The following is a 17,637-nucleotide window of genomic DNA, read 5'->3' as shown; positions in this document are numbered from 1 at the left end:
CCACCTTAATAAAATTCTCGTTTTTGGCGGAATAATGCGGTTTTTGAGTAATTTTTTCCATATCGATTCTTTGTGTTCGAAAAATATTTTCATTTTCTGTCATTTTAACGATTTATTATCTTTGGGAATCTCTTTCAGTACTATAATTCAGCACAAAACTGCTGTCGGTTCTTATATTCTCCAGTGATTGAGTAATTTTTTCAATAATTCTCAATAGATCTAGGTAAATATTAAATTTACAGCGCAATACTTAATAATCCTAAGGATTAATATCAATGTCATCCCTGAGAGAACTCTCCTCTTCAGAATTAAATCAGGTATCTGGAGGCTGCATTGGATATAATCATAATTTTGTAGGCTCTGTTTCTCTTAATTTTGGTTGCAACTATTCAAATTACGCCTCTTTTTATTCAACAAAATTAGGCGCATACAGCGGGTATCTGGCTGGCGTCTATAACGTTTTTGCTGATTTGGCTCAGTCAGCAAGCCAGTCCGTTATCGCGACAGATATCAAAAACATTGCGTCTTATGTCCAGCTGGGCGCCCAGATCGGGGCACAAAATGCAACAAACGGCCTCTCTATTTACAAAAGCGTCGTAAGTGCAATTTCGAACTCCCTGTCCAATGGTGGTACAAAAATTACATTTCCACCTTCCGTAGACTGATTTTTCTATTTCCCTGGACTTCGCCATAGCAGAACGAAGTCTCCTGTCCTTAAAGGCTCTCCGTTAAATGCCGGAGAGCCTTTAGTGTTATCTGGGCACTTTTACTTTCTTTTCATTTATTCTGGTTCATATCGTTACCCATGAGTTCTCTTTTCCGCCGTGAAGCCCTGGATGCCCGTCGTGACGCATGGCTTGGCCGGGTCCAGATCAGTCAGCCCCTTCCCGTGCGGATTGTGGCCTGGAGTTGTGTGGCACTGACATTTGCAACAGCACTCCTGCTCATATTCGATACCTATACCCGCCGCGTTCACGCAACGGGACAGGTCATGCCCAAAAGTGGCCTTTTGATACTTGGCGCCATTCAGCCCGGAACGATTTCAGCTATCCACGCGACAGAAGGACAACACGTTCGGAAAGGCGATGTGCTCTTCACAGAGGATCTGGAAACAACATCCCTGACCGGGCCAACCCAGAAGCAGGTTCTGGCAGATCTTCTGCGACAGAAAACGCTTCTTGAGAACCAGCACACCCTGCGTGAAAAATCCGCTCCAATTGAGCATCAGGCTCTTTTAAACCAGATCCAGTTTCTGACGCGCCAAAGAGAACAGATCTCCGCACAGCTTTCCAATGACGAAAGTGTCCTGCCACTGGTGCAAAAAGCGCTCGCGAAAATGCAAGGGGCACAGAACAATCATCTGATTACAGAGACCCAGTTCCAGAGCCAGCTTTACACCTATGCGCAGCTTCTCAGTTCCCACGCGCAGGCCCTTCAGTCTCGCACGGACGCAGAAAGCAAGATTTCAGACCTCGCCTCCAAGCTTGCCCGGTTTGATAGCGAACTTTCCCACGACCTGAATGACTTGGATAAGCAGATTGCCGCCATCGATCAGCAAACTGCCGAAAACGAAGGCCGTCGCAGTAATATTGTTCTTGCTCCGGAAGACGGTATCCTGACGGGTGTCCGAGGTTATCTTGGAGAACAGGTTGCAGCAGGCACACCTCTCGTGACCCTTCTGCCAACAGATCATGCTCTGCAGATTGAACTCTACGTCAACAGTGCTTCGATCGGATTTCTTAAAGAAAACGAACCCGTTCTCCTGCGCTACGATGCGTTTCCTTATCAGAAATTCGGTCTTCATCACGGTCATATTGCGGAAATCACGCATGCCCCCGTCACCAACGGGGCACAACAGACCCCCCGCTCTGCGCAGGGCAACGATCAGAAAAACAGCTCTCCGCAGGACATTTATCGTATCCGGGTTCAACCAGATCAGGCTTATGTCGAGACCTACGGAATACGACACCCGCTTGAAGCGGGCATGACGGTCTCCGCCGATATTGCGACAGACCGCAGGCATCTTTGGCAGTGGCTGCTTGATCCTGTCATCAGCGTCCGTAACACCCTGACCACCACCACTATTGGCCCGCGATAAGGGGAACCCGGATGCTACGTGATCTCCAGTTCGGCTTTGGCCGCCATGTCCCAGTCGTTCTTCAGTCCGAAGCTGCGGAGTGCGGCCTTGCCTGCCTCGCCATGGTCATGGGGTATCATGGTCACCCCATCGATATTGCTACTTTCCGTCGACAGCAGGGAACATCGTCTCAAGGAACCACGCTGCGGGAAATCGTAGGGGTTGCAGGTCGTGTAGGCCTCAACGCCCGCGCTGTCAGACTGGAAATTGAAGACCTCAACAAGCTGATATTACCATGCATCCTGCACTGGGGCATGAACCACTTTGTGGTTTTAACCGAGCAGCGAAAACAAACAGTCATTATTCATGACCCTGCCATAGGTCGGCGCGAAATCGGTTCGGAGGAATTGTCACGGGAATTCACTGGTGTCGCGCTGGAAGTCACACCGACTGAACGTTTTGAGCGAAAAGATGAACGCAAAACCCTACGACTAAGGGACATGTTCCGCCATGTTTCAGGCCTCAAACCTGCGCTTGCCTACCTTTTTGCGCTCTCCTTAGGCTTGGAAGTTATCGCCCTGTTTTCACCGATGGTCAGTCAGATCATCATTGATGAAGTGCTTGTCACAGGCGACCACGATCTTCTTACGACCGTCGCCTGCGCCATGATCATACTCCTCCTGCTTCAAATGCTGGTAGCCAGCGTTCGAAGCTGGGCAGTCGTCATGTTTGGCAGTCGCGTCTCCCTGAAATGGAACAGCTCGCTTTTCGAGCATCTGACACGCCTGCCACTGGACTATTTTGCACGCCGTCACATCGGAGACGTCATTTCCCGTTTCGGGGCGCTATCCGCCATTCAGCACACGCTGACCACCGATCTCGTGCAGACCATTCTGGACGGTATCATGGCTGTCGGGATGGGCGTGATGCTGTTCCTTTATGGAGGCTGGCTCGGCGTCATTGCCTGTATCGCCATGGGGCTGGACATCCTTCTACGCCTGACGACCTACGGCACCTATCGCCGCGCATCGGAAGAAGCCGTCGTACAGGATGCAAAAAGCCAGACGCATTTCATCGAAACGCTGCGCAACATGGCCACCGTCAAGCTCCTGAACCTCCGGGAGCGCCGCCAGACCGCGTGGCTAAACAGCGTCATTGATTCGATGAACATTCATCTACGGCTACAGCGCTTCGATCTGATTTTTGGCCGCCTCGCCGATATGATCTTCGGTGCGGACCGCCTGATCATGCTGGTTCTCGGAGCCAATATGGTCATGCGCGGGCATATGTCCGTCGGTATGCTTGTGGCATTCCTGTCCTACAAGGACCAGTTTGCAGGCCGGATCAGCAGCCTTATCAATACCGGCTTCAAGTTCCGGATGCTGAGCATCCAGACGGATCGTCTCTCGGATATCGTCATGAGCGATCCCGAACCTCAAGGCATCCCTCTGCCTTCGCCATCGTCTCATGAGACAGGCCGCGGTACTCTGGCAGTCCGCAATCTCTCCGTACGCTACAGCCCTGACGGACCCTGGATTTTCCGAAACCTGTCCTTCGATATTCCTGCCGGACAGAGCGTAGCCATTGTGGGGCCTTCCGGCTGCGGCAAGACGACGCTTCTGAAAACTCTCATGGGCTTACAGGAGCCCAGTGAGGGAGAAATCTTCATGGACGGCTCGGAGATCCGCAATCTCACACTGGATGGCTACCGTTCCCAGATTGCCGGCGTACTTCAGGACGATGGCCTGTTTTCCGGCTCAATCGGAGACAATATCTGCGGGTTCTCGGAAAGCCCTGATCAGACACTGATCGAAACCTGTGCCAAACGGGCCGCTATCCATGAGGATATCCAGCGCATGCCCATGCGATATGAGTCCCTTGTAGGCGATATGGGATCCAGCCTCTCTGGTGGTCAGAAGCAGCGTGTCCTTCTCGCTCGCGCACTTTATCGCGCACCACAGATCCTTTTCCTTGACGAAGCAACCAGCCATCTGGACGAAGCCACCGAAGCAAAAGTAGCCAAGGCACTGCGACAGCTCAACACGACACGGATTATGGTTGCACATCGCCCCGCAACCATCGCCCACGCAGATATTGTGTTCTGCCTCACAGCAGAGGGTCTGAAGATCGAACGGGAAAGCCATAGTCCCGTGAGTGACGCACAATCTGCAACGTCCAAATTTGTCGGGCTAGGCCAGTATGCTCAATGGACACAGCCCGCAACTTAGTGAAGCATAAAAAAAACCGGCCCGCATTCCTGCGACCCGGTTTTTCCCTAAATCAGCGTGAACCTTAACGCCAAGCCGATCCTGGAAGCGGGACAAGAATTTCATTGTCCATCTGCGTCAGAAAAGGCGCAACCTTGGGCGGCCACGTCCCTTTTGCAACTGCAGCCGCGCGAACTTCAGCACGCTGGTTCAGATCGGCATAAGGCCACAAATGGGCAAAACGCGGGGCCCCTTCAAGCGAGACCAACGTGCACGTCAACGACGAAAGCTCGGTCCGTTCGGGGACGGCAGCCAGAAAACGCTCTTCCAGATCTGCCATACCATCAGGTGTAGCTTCATAGCAGCGCCATTCATAGACAGCACCATAAGTTCCCGGCTCGGCGACAGGTGTAATCACGCGCCAGGACGTCACTTCAACCCGAACCAGATGCTCATGCGGAAGAGACGCCAGTAACTCCGGGCGTCCTTCCAGAAGTTCAGCATAGGTTCCAGCCGTCCGGAACAGTGTGATCCGGTTAAGCCGACCGATCTCCGTCACCCACGCTCCGGTCTCTTCAAGACCAGAGAGCGCAGAAACAACCTGCGGGACGTGTCCGACCTGAACATCCAGAAAGACAGTTTCTGCGCAACTCATCGCCATGGTCTCCAGATCAGGACTTCGTCTGCTCAGCGACGAAATTTTCCAGCCAGTGAATGGTGTAGTCACCCTTCTGGAAAGACGGATCAGCCAGGATCTTGCGATGCAGCGGGATCACCGTCTGCACACCGTCAACCACACATTCGTCCAGCGCGCGCTGCATGCGGGCGATGGCTTCCTGACGGGTCGGGGCATGAACGATCAGCTTGGCAATCATGCTGTCGTAATACGGCGGGATGCGGTAGCCAGCGTAAAGAGCGCTGTCCATTCGTACACCCAAACCACCCGGAGCATGGAAGACATTGACCGTGCCAGGGCTGGGCGCAAAGGTTTCCGGGTTCTCGGCGTTTATACGGCACTCGATAGCATGGCCGGACATCTTGATGTCCTTCTGCGTGTAGCCAAGCTTCTCGCCAGCCGCGATCCGGATCTGCTCACGGACCAGATCGACGCTGCACACCATTTCCGTCACCGGATGTTCCACCTGAAGGCGGGTATTCATCTCGATGAAGCAGAACTGGCCGTCCTGATACAGGAACTCAAGAGTACCAGCATTCCGGTAGCCCATGCGTGCCAGAGCCTCGGTCGAGGTGCGGCCGATTTCTTCACGCTCGGCATCCGTCAGAGCCGGAGAGCCAGCTTCTTCGAGCAGCTTCTGGTGACGACGCTGCAGGGAGCAGTCACGCTCGCCGAAATGGACCACGTTGCCATGGGCATCGCCAAGGATCTGAAGCTCGATATGACGCGGACGGTTGAGATACTTCTCGAGATAGACTTCGTCATTCCCGAACGCCGCACGCGCTTCAGTCCGGGCAACGGTCCAGGCTTCCTCGATCTCGTCCGCCGTCTTGGCCACCTTCATGCCACGACCACCACCGCCAGCAGCGGCCTTGATCAGCACAGGATACCCGACGCGCTCAGCCACTTCACGAGCAGACTGCAGATCCGGCAGAGCACCATCAGACCCCGGAACCAGCGGCACGCCAAGCTCACGCATGGTCGTCTTGGCCGTGATCTTGTCACCCATCATCCGAATGTGCTGCGCCGTCGGGCCGATAAAGGCCAGACCATGCTCTTCAACCGTTTCGGCAAACTCGGCATTCTCGGACAGGAAGCCGTAGCCCGGATGAATGGCTTCCGCACCCGTGATCGTAGCCGCCGAAAGAATGGCAGCAACATTGAGGTAGGAATCACGGGAGCTTGGCGGCCCAATGCAGACAGCTTCATCCGCCAGACGCACATGCATGGCGTCGGCGTCGGCCGTGGAATGAACCGCTACGGTTTTGATGCCCATCTCTCGGCAGGCGCGCTGGATACGCAGCGCGATCTCACCACGATTGGCAATGAGGATTTTGGAAAACATTACTCAATAATCGCCAGCGGCTCACCGAACTCAACCGGGCTGCCGGACTCGACGAGGAACTTCGTCAGTGTGCCAGCGCGGGGAGCCTTGATCTGGTTGAAAGTCTTCATGGCTTCGATCAGCATGATGGTCTGACCGGCAGTGACCGGCTGGCCTTCCTGCGCAAACGGCGGGGAAGAGGGGTCCGGCGTCAGGTAAGCCACGCCCACCATCGGGCTGGGGACAACACCCGGATGCTTGGCCAGATCAGCCGGAGCAGCAGCAACGGGAGCTGCCGCAGCGACAGCAGGAGCCGCGGCAGCCACAGCCGGAGCAGCAGCCTGAACCACGTTGACATTGCGCGCCACGCGGATGCGGCTATCCGCTTCAGAGATCTCGATTTCGGTCAGGCCGGTTTCCGTCAGAATATCGGCCAATGCCCGAATGGCATCCTTGTCCACGAGCATACGGCTCATCCTTCGTCTTCGATCATGTCGGTTATTGCCTGAAGCGCATGCGCGTATCCCCTGACGCCGAGGCCGCAGATCACACCGATGGCGGCCTGCGAGACGTAGGTATGATGCCGGAATGGCTCCCTGCGGTGAATATTCGAGATGTGAACTTCAACGATTGGCAGCTCGACGGCAAGAAGCGCATCAAGCAGAGCAATCGAGGTATGCCCATAGGCAGCAGGATTAATCACGATTCCATCAGCACGGCCGCGACATTCCTGCACCCAGGACACGAGTTCCCCCTCCCCGTTCGTCTGGCGGAAATCAATGGCAACATCCAGGCGTTCGGCAGCTTGAATGCACACCTGCTCAACATCGTCGAGCGTAGCGTGACCGTAGATTCCAGGCTGGCGAAGACCCAGCATGTTGAGGTTCGGGCCGTTGAGAACGGCTATGAGAGGACGTTTCATCTGGCCGCGCGATAGCACTTTCGGAGCCGTCATGAAAGCGTCATCGCCCTATTCCTGCCGTCTTCGCAGGGTTCAAAGGGGGACAGGGCCTCGGTTTTATGCTATCGAGCATGGTTCGAGCCCGCTTTCGTCAACTGGAGAAGATACCAGTCTAGTGCAATTTGTCCTGTCTGCCCTACGTCCGTCCCTACGTCTGGTTCCTCTGCGCGGCATGACATTTGCTGTCGCCCTGGCAGGAATGAGCGGCGCCTCGATCGCCCATGCGGCTGACGAGTCTCCGGATGGTTCAGCAGGAACAGTCAGAACAAGCTGGGCAGATTCGGTTCGGACTGCGCTGGCAAACAGGGCGCACAAAGCTGCCTCCTGGACACAGCATGGTGTTGCAAGCTGGTATGGACGCCATTTCCATGGGCACCGCACCAGCAGTGGTGCGGTTTTCAATACCAATGACATGACGGCAGCCCATCCCTCGCTGCCGATTGGCACGAAGCTTCTTGTCACATCTCAGGATACAGGCCGCTCAGTGATTGTTACAGTCAACGATCGCGGGCCTTTCAACAGCCGAATCATTGATCTGTCCCATGCTGCAGCCGAACGGATCGGTATGCTGCACAGCGGCACCGCGCATGTGACGATTGCTCAGGTTGCCAACCAGCCTGCAACGGATGCCGCAAGCGAAGTGGCCGAAGCCGAATCGCATGACACCAGCGAAGAAGCCATTCAGGCTGCTTCGGGTCAGACATCTTCAGGAAAAGCTTCTCGCCAACCTTAAGCGAGGAGAGAAATATTCACCCTGAAACGATCAGGGTGAATGTTCTGCGGTAACAGCCTCAGCGACCAGTGGGTCAGGCTGGGGTAGCCCGGCAATTCGCGGGTGTGCCCCCCGAGCACGCTCTTCAAGCCCGGCATTCAGTTCCGCACCGAACAGCACAACATACGCACTCACGAAAAACCACATCATGATGGCGGCGACGGCACCCAAGGGTCCGTACGTTGCGCCATAACTCGCAAAATGTGCGACATACCAAGAAAATCCGAGGGATAGCAGAACCCACAGGACTGTCGCAATCGCAGAACCGGGCACGATCCAACGCCATTTCACAGCATCACGACACGGTGCAAAACGGTAGAGCATCGTCACAGCCACAAACACGAACAGCAACATCAGAAGCGGCGCGAGCGTATGCACCACCAGCGGTGCCCCATAGGAAACCAGCAGGTCAAAGGGTGGTGGTGGTTTCCGGAAACCCAAAATGCGCGGCAGATAATCAACAAGCGCAGGAGCCGCAACCATCAGAGCCAGTGTAAGCGCTGCGCCAAACACAGCCATGAATGTCGTCGCCAGTGCTGTTGCCTGAAAGCGCAGGAAACTCCGGGTCTCGGTCGCATTATAAGCCATGTTCAGAGCAGACAGAATCGACTTTGTACTGGCCGACGCAGACCAGAGCGCCACAGACAGGGAAAAAATCAGTCCTATCGTCAGAGAGGTATGCGGCTGAGAAACCAGTTCATGAATGCGGTTCCCAATCAACGAATAAGCCGTTGGTGGCAGCAGATGACGCAACACTTCAAGCTGTGGCTCAACAGTCTGAAGGTCAAACGCCAACCCATAAAGCGAAATCAGACTGGAGATGGCCGGGAAAAGCGACAACGTCGCGTAAAAAGCGCAGCCTGCTGCTGACAGGGAGGTCTGGGAAGACCCCACTTCAGAAAAGACCTGGCGAAAGACAATCTTCCAGCCCGCTTTTGGCATAGCGAGAGGAGACGCAGCTCCGGTTCCCGGCGCATCTGGCCCAAGTTTGCGAGCCTGACGAATATCCTCCTCATCCGGCTCCGGCGTCAGTTGTCTGACACGCTCCATATCGTTCTGGATTGTTTTCCGGTCAGGTTCCGAAGATGATGCAGAATCGGGGAATAGGCTCACGCAGGGGTCCTCGGCAGTTCCTGTTATGGGCAGACTGTAAAGTGAGCTGCTCTTCAAACTTAAAGATCAGCCCTGCTCATACGCAGAAATAGCCTTCTACGTTCCGAATTTGCCCTGATTTCGCAGCCATCATTATTTCCTAAATGCAGATAATGCAAAAATACCCCTTGCAACGATAAGGCTTTGGTCTCATACGCCCCGTCACGCAGCAACGCACGTGCCACTGGCCCTCTCGAGGTTACGCAACGACGTCAAGCGTTCTGGCCTTCCGGGTCCCGCTTGTTTGGGTCCCCGCTATTCGCTGGTCCGTTCGACCGTTTCGCAACACACTCGCAGGGTGTCATTCTTCCCTGACGAGTCCGGTTCTGGGAATGAGTGTCATGACTCCCAAAATCACCCGTTTTCTTGCCGAGCAGCAGCCGGCAACTCCTTGCCTCGTCGTTGATCTCGATGTTGTAGAAAACAACTATCGTGCTCTTCATGACGCGCTGCCGTCGGGCAAGATCTATTACGCCATCAAGGCCAATCCGGCCCCGGATATTCTGAAGCGCTTGGTCGCACTTGGTTCCTCTTTCGACGCCGCCTCCCTAGAAGAGATCCGTATGTGCCTCGATGCAGGCGCAACGGCGGACCGCATTTCCTACGGCAATACGCTGAAGAAGGTCAGTGCGATCCGCGAGGCCCGTGCGATGGGCATTGATCTCTTCGTGCTGGACAGCATGGAAGAGCTTGAGAAAATCGCCGCTAATGCGCCCGGAGCCCGTGTCTTCTGCCGTCTGGCCGTTGAAAACGAAGGTGCTGACTGGCCTCTCTCACGTAAATTCGGCACGACAATCGCCCATGCTGGCGATCTCATGCGACGCGCGAAAAAGCTTGGCCTGCACCCTTACGGCCTATCCTTTCATGTCGGCAGCCAGCAGACGGGCATCGCAGCCTATCAGCACGCCATCGCCAAAGCCGCAGCACTTTATCATGAGCTGCGCGCGGAGGGTCTCGATCTTCAGATGATCAATCTGGGCGGTGGCTTCCCAACGCATTATCGGGAAAACATTCCGTCCGTGCAGGAGTTCGGTACGGCTATCCGCGGTGCACTCGCCGAACACTTTCCGGATGGAGAGCCAGAGGTTCTGCTTGAGCCAGGCCGTTATATGGTAGGTCAGGCTGGCGTGGTCTCCAGCGAAGTCATTCTCGTCAGCCGCCGCGGTGGTGCCGAGAAAGATCCACGCTGGGTCTATCTGGATATTGGTCGTTTTGGTGGACTTGCAGAAACAGAAGGCGAAGCCATTCGCTACACGTTCCGCACCCCCCATGACGAAACGGACAGTTCGCGCTCCCCTTGCGTCGTAGCCGGACCAAGCTGCGATGGTGTGGATATTCTTTATGAGAAGAACCGCATTCCACTGCCCAACAGTCTGAAGTCGGGTGACCGGATCGAGATTCTGGCAACGGGAGCCTATGTCTCGACTTATTGCTCCGTTGGGTTCAACGGCTTTCCACCACTGAGTGAACATTACATCTGAAAGATTCCGCACCGAGAGACCTGGCTTTGCCAACTCTCGGGCCAATCTTGTGCCTGACTGGATCGTTATCCACCTTGAGGAAACCCCATCAGCAAGGACAGACCCATGAAACTCAGTGCACGTAATCAGCTCAAAGGCCGCATCACCAGTATTGTGAAAGGTGCAACCACCTCTCACATCACGATCGACGTGAATGGCACGATCATTACAAGCGCCATCACAAACGAAGCCGTTGATGAACTTGGTCTTGCCGTTGGTAAAGATGCCTATGCCGTGATCAAGGCCTCCAGCGTGATGGTCGGGGTAGACTGATCCCCTACTCCCTGAACATCGACCAGACCTGCCCCTGTCCCCAGAAAGCATTCAGAATTTCTTCCAGGGTCAGGTCAAAACCTATCCATGCAATCCAACTGAAACTCAGAATCCCAAGACTGAGAAGCAAAAGCGAAACCGCTGCTGTTTCAAGCTCTCCGCGTGTGTAAGAAGTGTTTCTCATCTTCACACCTGCCAGTTTAATGCAGCGTTCTTCCCGCCCATGACGGAGGCACATCACGCGGCCAGAGAACGCGCATGTCTGCGGGATGAATCTTCTTCCAGCGGGCCAGAGACGACAATGCGCCTGCCCCAGCCGTTTTCCGTTCATGCCGTGGAAGCCAGTGGCCAATCCCAGCCATACAATCCGAAATCAGCGCAAGGGCTGTCACGACGTAGCCCTGCATGAGGCGTTCGGGAAACAGATCAGCCAAAAGAGCAAAAACTTCTTTCTGCCCTTCGTTCTGAACAGTCTGAATGCCTTGAAGAAAACGCTCTTCCATAGCGCTCAAGCCCTGCGATCCTGGCGGATTGATATCGAGAGGTGGTACGCCCATCGCTTTCAGATGCTGACTGGCATCCTCAAACGCCCGCTCTGCCGCATCCAGCACAGGCCGAAATGACGCTGGGAACATGCCATCCGTCGTGCGCGTCTCATGGCAGTAAGGCAGTCGATAACGACTGACCAGACACCGGATACTCCAAAGCGCCAAGCGCTCGCAGCAGCACAGGTCAGACAGGAAAAGTGGTGTCCGTGTCATGATCAATCTCCGAATCAGCAGAACCGGAGACACATTAGTTGAGAATGATTTGCAATATCAATCTAAAAATACAATCTGTCCTGCCCATTCCTCAGTAGAGAGGGCGCACATTCATCTCCGAAGAAAGAGCACAACAGTGCCCGATGACGTTTGAGAAATTGTCATCGGGCAAACACTCAATGCTGATGACCGCAGGAACCGTGATCGTGATGATGTCCATGATCATGCGATTCATCACTGGCCCGAGGAGCCGTCTGACAGTGATGGCAGGCAACCCATTCGGCATCACCATCAAGGTAATGCTCTTTCTTCCAAACCGGAACGCGATGCTTGATCTCATCAATAATGTACCGACAGGCCCGGAAAGCCGCATCCCGGTGCGGCGCAGATACACCGATCCAGACAGCCACATCCCCGATCCGAAGTGTTCCCGTGCGATGCATCGCCACAGCGTGGCTGATCTCGAAACGGGCCAAAGCTTCCTCGATGATCCGTTCGCCTTCCTTTACGGCCAGCGCGGCATAAGCCTCATATTCAAGACCATCCACAGCGCGGCCCTCATTGCTGTTCCGCACCCATCCCTCAAACGTGCAGAACCCTCCGGCTTCCGCCAGATGCAAACCATCCCGCAACGCATTCAGATCGACTGGCGCATCCGCCATCAGAAAGTGCGTCATCCGCCCGTCACCGGGGGAATGAACACAACATGATCTCCGGTCATCAAGGGTTGTGTCCAAGATGCAAAATCCCCGTTCAGAGCAACCCGGAGGCGAGAAGCCTCAAAGGGAAAGCCATATTTTTCCTTCAGCTGCTCATAGAGCGGCCCAACAGTCCCAAAAGCGGTCTCTACCGTTTCGGTCTTCTGCCCCGCTAACTCTCTCATCTGAGCAAAATATTCCACTTCGAGGCGGATCATCTGGCCTCCCAACCGTCGGGTCACGCTTTCGCGTTCCTCAGGGGTGTTAATGTTATCCAATGCCCCCTGCGTCTGCGGAGACAGAAGCAGGGTATCGCTATTGATCAGAAGTTTTCGCGGACAGTTCCGACCGCCCGCCACCTGCCGCACCAAAGCCTCCAGAGCCGCAGGCTCCCAGATTGCACAGAGCGGCTCAGGCAAACCATCATGCTCACTGCGATAAGCCACCGCCGTATGCTGATGCTGACAAGCACCGATCAGGGTCTCCAACGTGACACGATCCAGTAAGGGCAGGTCACAGGCCAAAACCAGCCATGCGGCCTCAGGGTAGGCCTGATGGGCAGATAGAAGACCCGCAGCCGGACCATCTATATCGACCGCATCAACGATCTGAGGAAACCCCGCACGAAGAGGCTCGTTTTTCTGTGCAGGCCGAACCGATACGAAACACCGCTCGACCATCGGGGATAATACTTCAAAAGCATACCGAAGCTGCGGCTCCCCATGATAGGTCAGCGCAGCCTTGTCCTGCCCCATGCGGGAACTGACCCCGCCAGCCAGAACCAGCCCGTAAAGCGGTCTCATGCTTCGATCCGCTGGAAATCGCGTTTTCCTCCGGCCTTTCCCATCAGTCGAACATCCCGGATGACCATATCGTGCGAAAGTGCCTTGCACATGTCATAGATCGTCAGTGCAGCGACAGAGGCCCCGGTCAGGGCTTCCATCTCCACGCCGGTCTTCCCCTGGCAGGAGACACGACAATCAATCACGGCTTCGTCCCCTTCCATTGTAATCTCAACGCGACATCCATTGAGAGACAGCGGGTGGCAAAGCGGGATCAACTGGGACGTCGCCTTCACGCCCATCACGCCCGCAATCTGCGCGACAGTCAGAACAGCGCCCTTCTTTGTCATGAACCCCGCATCGCTCAGGGTCTTCGCCACATCCGTCGGAAACAGAACACGCGCCTGCGCATGAGCCGTGCGCTCCGTCACGGTCTTGCCGCTGACGTCCACCATCCGCGGATCTTCTCCACGCTCATTGACATGGGTAAGCGTTTTCATCTGTCCCGGCCTCCCGATCTAACCACCGATATAATTCATCTCGATCCGGCGTGACGCCGAATTGGTCTCACCTGCAACACGTTCTTCACTATATCTGTCCGTCCGCGCCCGCCACACGGACGCCAACCGCTCCCGGAGTGCCTCATCCCTAACATCGCTCCGCAAAAGACTGCGCAGATCCGTACCTTCAGAGGCAAACAGACACGTATAGATTTTCCCATCCGAAGACAGACGGGCACGGGAACAGTCCCCACAGAAGGGCGCCGTCACAGATGAAATAAACCCGATTTCGCCACCACCATCCTGATAACGGTAGCGACGGGCCACCTCACCCTGATACTGGGCGCCCAGCGGCTCCAGGGGCCACAATTTATTCAATCGCGTCACAAGGTCACGGGAAGGAACAACTTCTTTCAGTTCCCAATGATTACGCGTTCCAACGTCCATATATTCGATGAAACGCACGATAACGCCAGTATGCCGAAATCGGGCAGCAAGATCCTCTACGCCCGTATCGTTCATACCGCGTTGCACAACAGTATTCACTTTCACGCCCCCCGGGAACGAAAGTGCATTTGCCTGTTCAATCGCAGCCAGCACCGGCTCAAGCTGCGCGCGTCCACCGCTCATGCGGGAAAAGATTGCAGGATCCAGGCTATCGAGACTGACTGTAACCCGCCCTAACCCTGCATTTTTGAGAGCGGCAGCATGACGATCCAGAAGAACGCCATTCGTCGTCAGAGCCACATCCTCAACGCCAGGAATCTCTACCAGACGACGGACCAGAAACGGCAGGTCAGGACGCAGCAGCGGCTCACCACCCGTCAGACGCAACTTTGTCACGCCCAACGAAACCGCCGCCTGAGCGACCCGCACGATTTCGTCGAAACTCAGCCTTTCCTTAGGCTCAAGAAAGCGAAAATGCTCATGATACGTTGCTTCCGGCATGCAGTACGGACACCGGAAATTACACCGGTCCATGACGGAGATCCGAAGATCATGCAAAGGCCGCTGGAAACGATCCCGAACAGATGTCAAAGGCGTGCTACCAGCCATGAAAAACAGCGTGGGATCCAGCAGGAGCCAAGCCTTCGCCGGGCGCCAACTCTACAAAGCCATCAGTTGCAGCCAGAAAACTGAAATCGCCTGAAGTCGACATCGGATGCGGCATCGCCATCGCGCGCCCGGATTCATCATGCGTTACCCGAACAGGCAGATACCGGGTCAACGTTGGAACGCGGGAGGCTTGTGCCGCCAGTTGTACGGAATATGTCTCAGGACGCACAACGCCCTGCCCCGCCAGAAGCATGGGAATGACATAGCGCGTCGCACAGCATGTCGCGGAAACGGGATTACCGGGCAGCCCGAAAACACGTTGACCTTCAGGGCCAACACCGAACCAGAGTGGCTTACCGGGGCGCTGCGCGACCTTATGAAAAACACGCTCCACCCCGAGTTTCATCAAGGCTTTCGGCACATGATCGAACTGTCCCATGGAAACACCCCCACTGAGGACAAGAACGTCGTGCCTGGCGAGTTGTTTTTCCAGTGCCAGAATCGTCCTGGCAAGATCATCAGGCACAACCGATCGTTCAAGACAGGTGAACCCTCGAGACACTAGAGCCCCTGTCAAAGCGTATTCATTCGAACGCCGGATTTCCCAGTCTCGCACCGAAGCATCGACGTCAACCAGTTCATCGCCCGTCGCGATGATTCCGATGGAGGGACGAGCAGCTACTTCAACAGTCGCATGTCCATTCCCGGCCAGAACGGCCAAGGCCGGCCCATTCAGCCGTAGCCCCCGGGATAGCAGCTCATGCCCCGCCGCACAGTCAGAGCCTTTACGATGAATAAACTGGCCCTTCTCGGGAGTGTAGCCCTCTTCGAACTGAACCTGCTTTCCATTCCGAAGCAGACGCTCAACCGGAACAACAGTATCTGCCCCTTGAGGCAAAACTGCACCTGTCATGACGTCGAGGCAGACAGCCCCTTCCGCAAGCTCCTGCCCCGGCACGCCAGCACGCTGAACACCCCGGCACTCAAGAACAGAACCAGTTCCATAGCGATAGGCAATGCCATCCATCATGACACGATCATAAGGAGGTTGGGCACGCTCCGCACTGATGGTCTGCTGGAGAATACGCCCTGAGGCCTCAGCCAGAGGAACCTGTTCAGTCCCAAAGTGACCTGCATACCCCAGAACCAGATCCACCGCCTGTGCGACACTCAGGAGTTCGACCAATTTCTGCTCCAATGATTATCCCTGCCGATATAAACCTACTACGGGGCGGATCAACTCCTGTTCATGACAGGCTATGTCATAATCGTATTTGGGATTAGTCTCTCGCGCTCGTAAAGGAAAGGATATTTCATGATGGGGCCGGACAGGCTTGCACCCCTTCCCCAATGGCCGGAATACGGCCTGACAGATGATCTCCTTCCCATACTGGAAACATGGCTTGCACAGGGCAAGCAGGCTGCCCTCGCCACACTCGTGTCCATTACCGGATCTTCACCCCGCCCCCTCGGCAGTGAAATGGCCATCTCCAGCAGCGGAGACGTTCAGGGATATGTTTCTGGGGGCTGTGTTGAAGCCGCAGTTGCGGCCGAAGCCCTGCAATGCCTGCAAGACCGTATCCCTCGCCTTCTGGATTATGGCGCAGGCAGTCCTGTGCTGGATATCCAACTCACCTGCGGAGGACGGATCAGTATTTTTGTGCGGCCAATTGCAAACTTGGCAACGCATGTCGAAGCCTTACGGAACGCCCGCGCTGGCCGTCAGGCCATCGCCCTCGTAACGGACCTGCAAACAGGAATAATGCATTTCGCGCACACCCAGCCCTTATCCGAAGAGGGAAAAATATTTGTGCGGCATTATTCCCCACCACTGAGGATTGTCGTAGCCGGGGGAGACCCCGTTACGCTTGCACTTCTGAAACTGGCCCCACAGTTCAATATCGAGACTGTCCTGCTCCGTCCGCTGGGACCCGCCGTCCCTCCCAGCATGGTCGATGCAGAGCATTATGATCGCAGACGCCTGACAGAGGCTCTCTCCGATCTCACCCTTGATCGCTGGACAGCCGTTTATACTCTGACCCACGATGCCCATACCGATCTGACCATTGCCACCAACGCTCTGAACTCCGATGCTTTCTGCGTCGGTATTCTCGGAAGCCGCCGCAAAATAGCTGGCCGCCTTGCCACTCTCAAAGCTGCGGGCATTGCGACTGACACTCTTGAAAAACTTCACTTACCTGCTGGTCTGGACATCAATGCTCGCAACCCGATGGAAATTGCCCTGTCCATTCTCTCTCAAGTCACAGCATATCGACCGTCGTGATGTCTCATAATGCCGTTCTTCTGGCCGCAGGCGGCAGCAGACGCCTTGGGCAACCCAAACAACTGCTTCTCAAACACCGCGTGCCGCTTGTGCGCTATATCGCTGATCTACTGCTACAGACCCGCCCCAATCGTCTGATCATTGTCACTGGCGGAAGCGCTGAAGCTGTTGAAACGACACTCACTGATCTACCTATAGACATCTGCCGCAATCCAGATTGGGAAACCGGCCTCGCCAGTTCCCTTCAAGTGGCAGCGCAAGCATTGCGAGGACACCCCGAGCCTGTCCTGATCGCAGGAACAGATCAGCCGTGCCTGACGCTTGTACACCTGAAGCAACTGCTTGCGAATGACGCACGCAATAATATCGTCTCACAATATCGGCCAGGCGCATTGGGTATTCCTGTACGCCTGACGGCGGACACACTTGCAAAAGCATCAGAACTTCAGGGAGACAAGGGGTTTCGGGATCTCTGGAAGAACAATCCCCCTTTGAAAATAACTGCTCCAGAACTTCTGGACGATCTCGATACACCCGAGCAACTGACAGAAGCGATCAGAGCGGGCTGGATAGACCAACCTACCTGATCGCAAG

At 55.3% G+C, this 17,637-nt stretch carries 20 protein-coding genes; 8 read left to right on the top strand and 12 right to left on the bottom strand.

Annotated elements, in window-relative coordinates; all coding sequences use genetic code 11:
* The first annotated feature begins 275 nt into the window (after positions 1-275).
* The 3 genes from GJA01_RS10855 (at position 276) to GJA01_RS10845 (ending at position 4,305) form a co-directional block, all read left to right on the top strand.
* Positions 276-665, top strand: coding sequence for a hypothetical protein (locus GJA01_RS10855; protein WP_062503228.1), 390 nt, complete (start codon positions 276-278; stop codon positions 663-665).
* A gap of 140 nt (positions 666-805) precedes the next feature.
* Positions 806-2,098: an HlyD family secretion protein gene (locus tag GJA01_RS10850; RefSeq protein ID WP_062503226.1), complete on the top strand. Its 1,293-nt coding sequence runs from the start codon at positions 806-808 to the stop codon at positions 2,096-2,098.
* An 11-nt stretch (positions 2,099-2,109) separates the two neighbouring features.
* Positions 2,110-4,305, top strand: coding sequence for a peptidase domain-containing ABC transporter (locus GJA01_RS10845; RefSeq protein WP_062503224.1), 2,196 nt, complete (start codon positions 2,110-2,112; stop codon positions 4,303-4,305).
* Between the two features lie 64 nt (positions 4,306-4,369).
* Here GJA01_RS10845 and GJA01_RS10840 read toward each other — a convergent pair whose 3' ends face one another.
* From GJA01_RS10840 to aroQ, 4 genes are read right to left on the bottom strand one after another with little or no spacing between them, the layout of a single operon-like run.
* Entirely contained in the window at positions 4,370-4,939 is a 570-nt protein-coding gene (locus GJA01_RS10840) for an NIPSNAP family protein (protein ID WP_062503222.1), read from the bottom strand.
* Positions 4,940-4,955: 16 nt separating this feature from the next.
* The gene (accC, locus tag GJA01_RS10835) at positions 4,956-6,305 is read right to left on the bottom strand and encodes an acetyl-CoA carboxylase biotin carboxylase subunit (RefSeq protein ID WP_010502269.1); all 1,350 of its coding nucleotides are present in this window, start codon (positions 6,303-6,305) and stop codon (positions 4,956-4,958) included.
* Positions 6,305-6,760, bottom strand: a complete 456-nt coding sequence (locus GJA01_RS10830; protein WP_023943305.1) for an acetyl-CoA carboxylase biotin carboxyl carrier protein — start codon at positions 6,758-6,760, stop codon at positions 6,305-6,307. The genes accC and GJA01_RS10830 overlap by 1 nt, the downstream gene beginning before the upstream one ends.
* The gene (gene aroQ / locus GJA01_RS10825) at positions 6,757-7,206 is read right to left on the bottom strand and encodes a type II 3-dehydroquinate dehydratase (RefSeq protein ID WP_023943307.1); all 450 of its coding nucleotides are present in this window, start codon (positions 7,204-7,206) and stop codon (positions 6,757-6,759) included. The genes GJA01_RS10830 and aroQ overlap by 4 nt, the downstream gene beginning before the upstream one ends.
* 154 nt (positions 7,207-7,360) lie before the next feature.
* Between aroQ and GJA01_RS10820 the strand changes: the two genes are divergently transcribed.
* Entirely contained in the window at positions 7,361-7,978 is a 618-nt protein-coding gene (locus GJA01_RS10820) for a septal ring lytic transglycosylase RlpA family protein (RefSeq protein WP_061932255.1), read from the top strand.
* Positions 7,979-8,008: 30 nt separating this feature from the next.
* Here GJA01_RS10820 and GJA01_RS10815 read toward each other — a convergent pair whose 3' ends face one another.
* Entirely contained in the window at positions 8,009-9,130 is a 1,122-nt protein-coding gene (locus GJA01_RS10815; protein ID WP_026017465.1) for a YihY/virulence factor BrkB family protein, read from the bottom strand.
* Positions 9,131-9,510: 380 nt separating this feature from the next.
* On the opposite strand from GJA01_RS10815, the gene GJA01_RS10810 reads away from it, so the two are divergent.
* Positions 9,511-10,650, top strand: a complete 1,140-nt coding sequence (locus tag GJA01_RS10810) for a type III PLP-dependent enzyme (RefSeq protein ID WP_062503242.1) — start codon at positions 9,511-9,513, stop codon at positions 10,648-10,650.
* Between the two features lie 105 nt (positions 10,651-10,755).
* The gene (locus tag GJA01_RS10805) at positions 10,756-10,962 is read left to right on the top strand and encodes a TOBE domain-containing protein (RefSeq protein ID WP_023943315.1); all 207 of its coding nucleotides are present in this window, start codon (positions 10,756-10,758) and stop codon (positions 10,960-10,962) included.
* Positions 10,963-10,966: 4 nt separating this feature from the next.
* Here the strand turns inward: GJA01_RS10805 and GJA01_RS10800 are convergent, their stop codons facing one another.
* The 7 genes from GJA01_RS10800 to GJA01_RS10770 all read right to left on the bottom strand — a co-directional run bounded on the left by GJA01_RS10800 (position 10,967) and on the right by GJA01_RS10770 (position 15,957).
* Positions 10,967-11,146: a hypothetical protein gene (locus GJA01_RS10800; protein ID WP_062023331.1), complete on the bottom strand. Its 180-nt coding sequence runs from the start codon at positions 11,144-11,146 to the stop codon at positions 10,967-10,969.
* Between the two features lie 16 nt (positions 11,147-11,162).
* Positions 11,163-11,723, bottom strand: coding sequence for a hypothetical protein (locus GJA01_RS10795; RefSeq protein WP_172794454.1), 561 nt, complete (start codon positions 11,721-11,723; stop codon positions 11,163-11,165).
* A 176-nt stretch (positions 11,724-11,899) separates the two neighbouring features.
* The gene (locus GJA01_RS10790; protein WP_061932246.1) at positions 11,900-12,400 is read right to left on the bottom strand and encodes a molybdenum cofactor biosynthesis protein MoaE; all 501 of its coding nucleotides are present in this window, start codon (positions 12,398-12,400) and stop codon (positions 11,900-11,902) included.
* The gene (locus GJA01_RS10785) at positions 12,397-13,224 is read right to left on the bottom strand and encodes an NTP transferase domain-containing protein (protein ID WP_062503218.1); all 828 of its coding nucleotides are present in this window, start codon (positions 13,222-13,224) and stop codon (positions 12,397-12,399) included. The genes GJA01_RS10790 and GJA01_RS10785 overlap by 4 nt, the downstream gene beginning before the upstream one ends.
* Positions 13,221-13,703, bottom strand: a complete 483-nt coding sequence (moaC, locus tag GJA01_RS10780; RefSeq protein WP_061932241.1) for a cyclic pyranopterin monophosphate synthase MoaC — start codon at positions 13,701-13,703, stop codon at positions 13,221-13,223. Before moaC ends, GJA01_RS10785 begins: the two co-directional genes overlap by 4 nt.
* An 18-nt stretch (positions 13,704-13,721) precedes the next feature.
* The gene (gene moaA, locus GJA01_RS10775) at positions 13,722-14,759 is read right to left on the bottom strand and encodes a GTP 3',8-cyclase MoaA (RefSeq protein ID WP_082785245.1); all 1,038 of its coding nucleotides are present in this window, start codon (positions 14,757-14,759) and stop codon (positions 13,722-13,724) included.
* Positions 14,749-15,957 carry a molybdopterin molybdotransferase MoeA gene (locus GJA01_RS10770; RefSeq protein WP_062503215.1) on the bottom strand — a complete coding sequence of 403 codons (1,209 nt, stop codon included), beginning with the start codon at positions 15,955-15,957 and terminating at the stop codon, positions 14,749-14,751. Before GJA01_RS10770 ends, moaA begins: the two co-directional genes overlap by 11 nt.
* A 117-nt stretch (positions 15,958-16,074) precedes the next feature.
* Here GJA01_RS10770 and GJA01_RS10765 point away from each other — a divergent pair, with 117 nt between their 5' ends.
* Both GJA01_RS10765 and GJA01_RS10760 read left to right on the top strand, forming a co-directional pair.
* Positions 16,075-17,043 carry an XdhC family protein gene (locus GJA01_RS10765; protein WP_062503213.1) on the top strand — a complete coding sequence of 323 codons (969 nt, stop codon included), beginning with the start codon at positions 16,075-16,077 and terminating at the stop codon, positions 17,041-17,043.
* Positions 17,043-17,630, top strand: coding sequence for a nucleotidyltransferase family protein (locus GJA01_RS10760; protein ID WP_062503211.1), 588 nt, complete (start codon positions 17,043-17,045; stop codon positions 17,628-17,630). Before GJA01_RS10765 ends, GJA01_RS10760 begins: the two co-directional genes overlap by 1 nt.
* Positions 17,631-17,637: the final 7 nt, after the last annotated feature.

Origin of the sequence: Gluconobacter japonicus (genome assembly GCF_002723975.1) — a bacterium.
GTDB classification, from domain to species: domain Bacteria; phylum Pseudomonadota; class Alphaproteobacteria; order Acetobacterales; family Acetobacteraceae; genus Gluconobacter; species Gluconobacter japonicus.
Note: the sequence above shows the minus strand (reverse complement) of the source record. Positions and strands in the feature narration are given on the sequence as shown.

Coding starts and splice junctions, on each gene's coding strand:
- GJA01_RS10850 (WP_062503226.1), top strand. CDS start 806: ATGAGTTCTCTTTTCCGCCGTGAAGCCCTGGATGCCCGTCGTGACGCA.
- moaA (WP_082785245.1), bottom strand. CDS start 14,759: ATGGCTGGTAGCACGCCTTTGACATCTGTTCGGGATCGTTTCCAGCGG.
- GJA01_RS10845 (WP_062503224.1), top strand. CDS start 2,110: ATGCTACGTGATCTCCAGTTCGGCTTTGGCCGCCATGTCCCAGTCGTT.
- GJA01_RS10805 (WP_023943315.1), top strand. CDS start 10,756: ATGAAACTCAGTGCACGTAATCAGCTCAAAGGCCGCATCACCAGTATT.
- GJA01_RS10765 (WP_062503213.1), top strand. CDS start 16,075: ATGATGGGGCCGGACAGGCTTGCACCCCTTCCCCAATGGCCGGAATAC.
- GJA01_RS10800 (WP_062023331.1), bottom strand. CDS start 11,146: ATGAGAAACACTTCTTACACACGCGGAGAGCTTGAAACAGCAGCGGTT.
- GJA01_RS10785 (WP_062503218.1), bottom strand. CDS start 13,224: ATGAGACCGCTTTACGGGCTGGTTCTGGCTGGCGGGGTCAGTTCCCGC.
- GJA01_RS10855 (WP_062503228.1), top strand. CDS start 276: ATGTCATCCCTGAGAGAACTCTCCTCTTCAGAATTAAATCAGGTATCT.
- GJA01_RS10790 (WP_061932246.1), bottom strand. CDS start 12,400: ATGACGCACTTTCTGATGGCGGATGCGCCAGTCGATCTGAATGCGTTG.
- GJA01_RS10795 (WP_172794454.1), bottom strand. CDS start 11,723: ATGACACGGACACCACTTTTCCTGTCTGACCTGTGCTGCTGCGAGCGC.
- accC (WP_010502269.1), bottom strand. CDS start 6,305: ATGTTTTCCAAAATCCTCATTGCCAATCGTGGTGAGATCGCGCTGCGT.
- GJA01_RS10810 (WP_062503242.1), top strand. CDS start 9,511: ATGACTCCCAAAATCACCCGTTTTCTTGCCGAGCAGCAGCCGGCAACT.
- GJA01_RS10840 (WP_062503222.1), bottom strand. CDS start 4,939: ATGAGTTGCGCAGAAACTGTCTTTCTGGATGTTCAGGTCGGACACGTC.
- GJA01_RS10760 (WP_062503211.1), top strand. CDS start 17,043: ATGTCTCATAATGCCGTTCTTCTGGCCGCAGGCGGCAGCAGACGCCTT.
- GJA01_RS10830 (WP_023943305.1), bottom strand. CDS start 6,760: ATGAGCCGTATGCTCGTGGACAAGGATGCCATTCGGGCATTGGCCGAT.
- aroQ (WP_023943307.1), bottom strand. CDS start 7,206: ATGAAACGTCCTCTCATAGCCGTTCTCAACGGCCCGAACCTCAACATG.
- moaC (WP_061932241.1), bottom strand. CDS start 13,703: ATGAAAACGCTTACCCATGTCAATGAGCGTGGAGAAGATCCGCGGATG.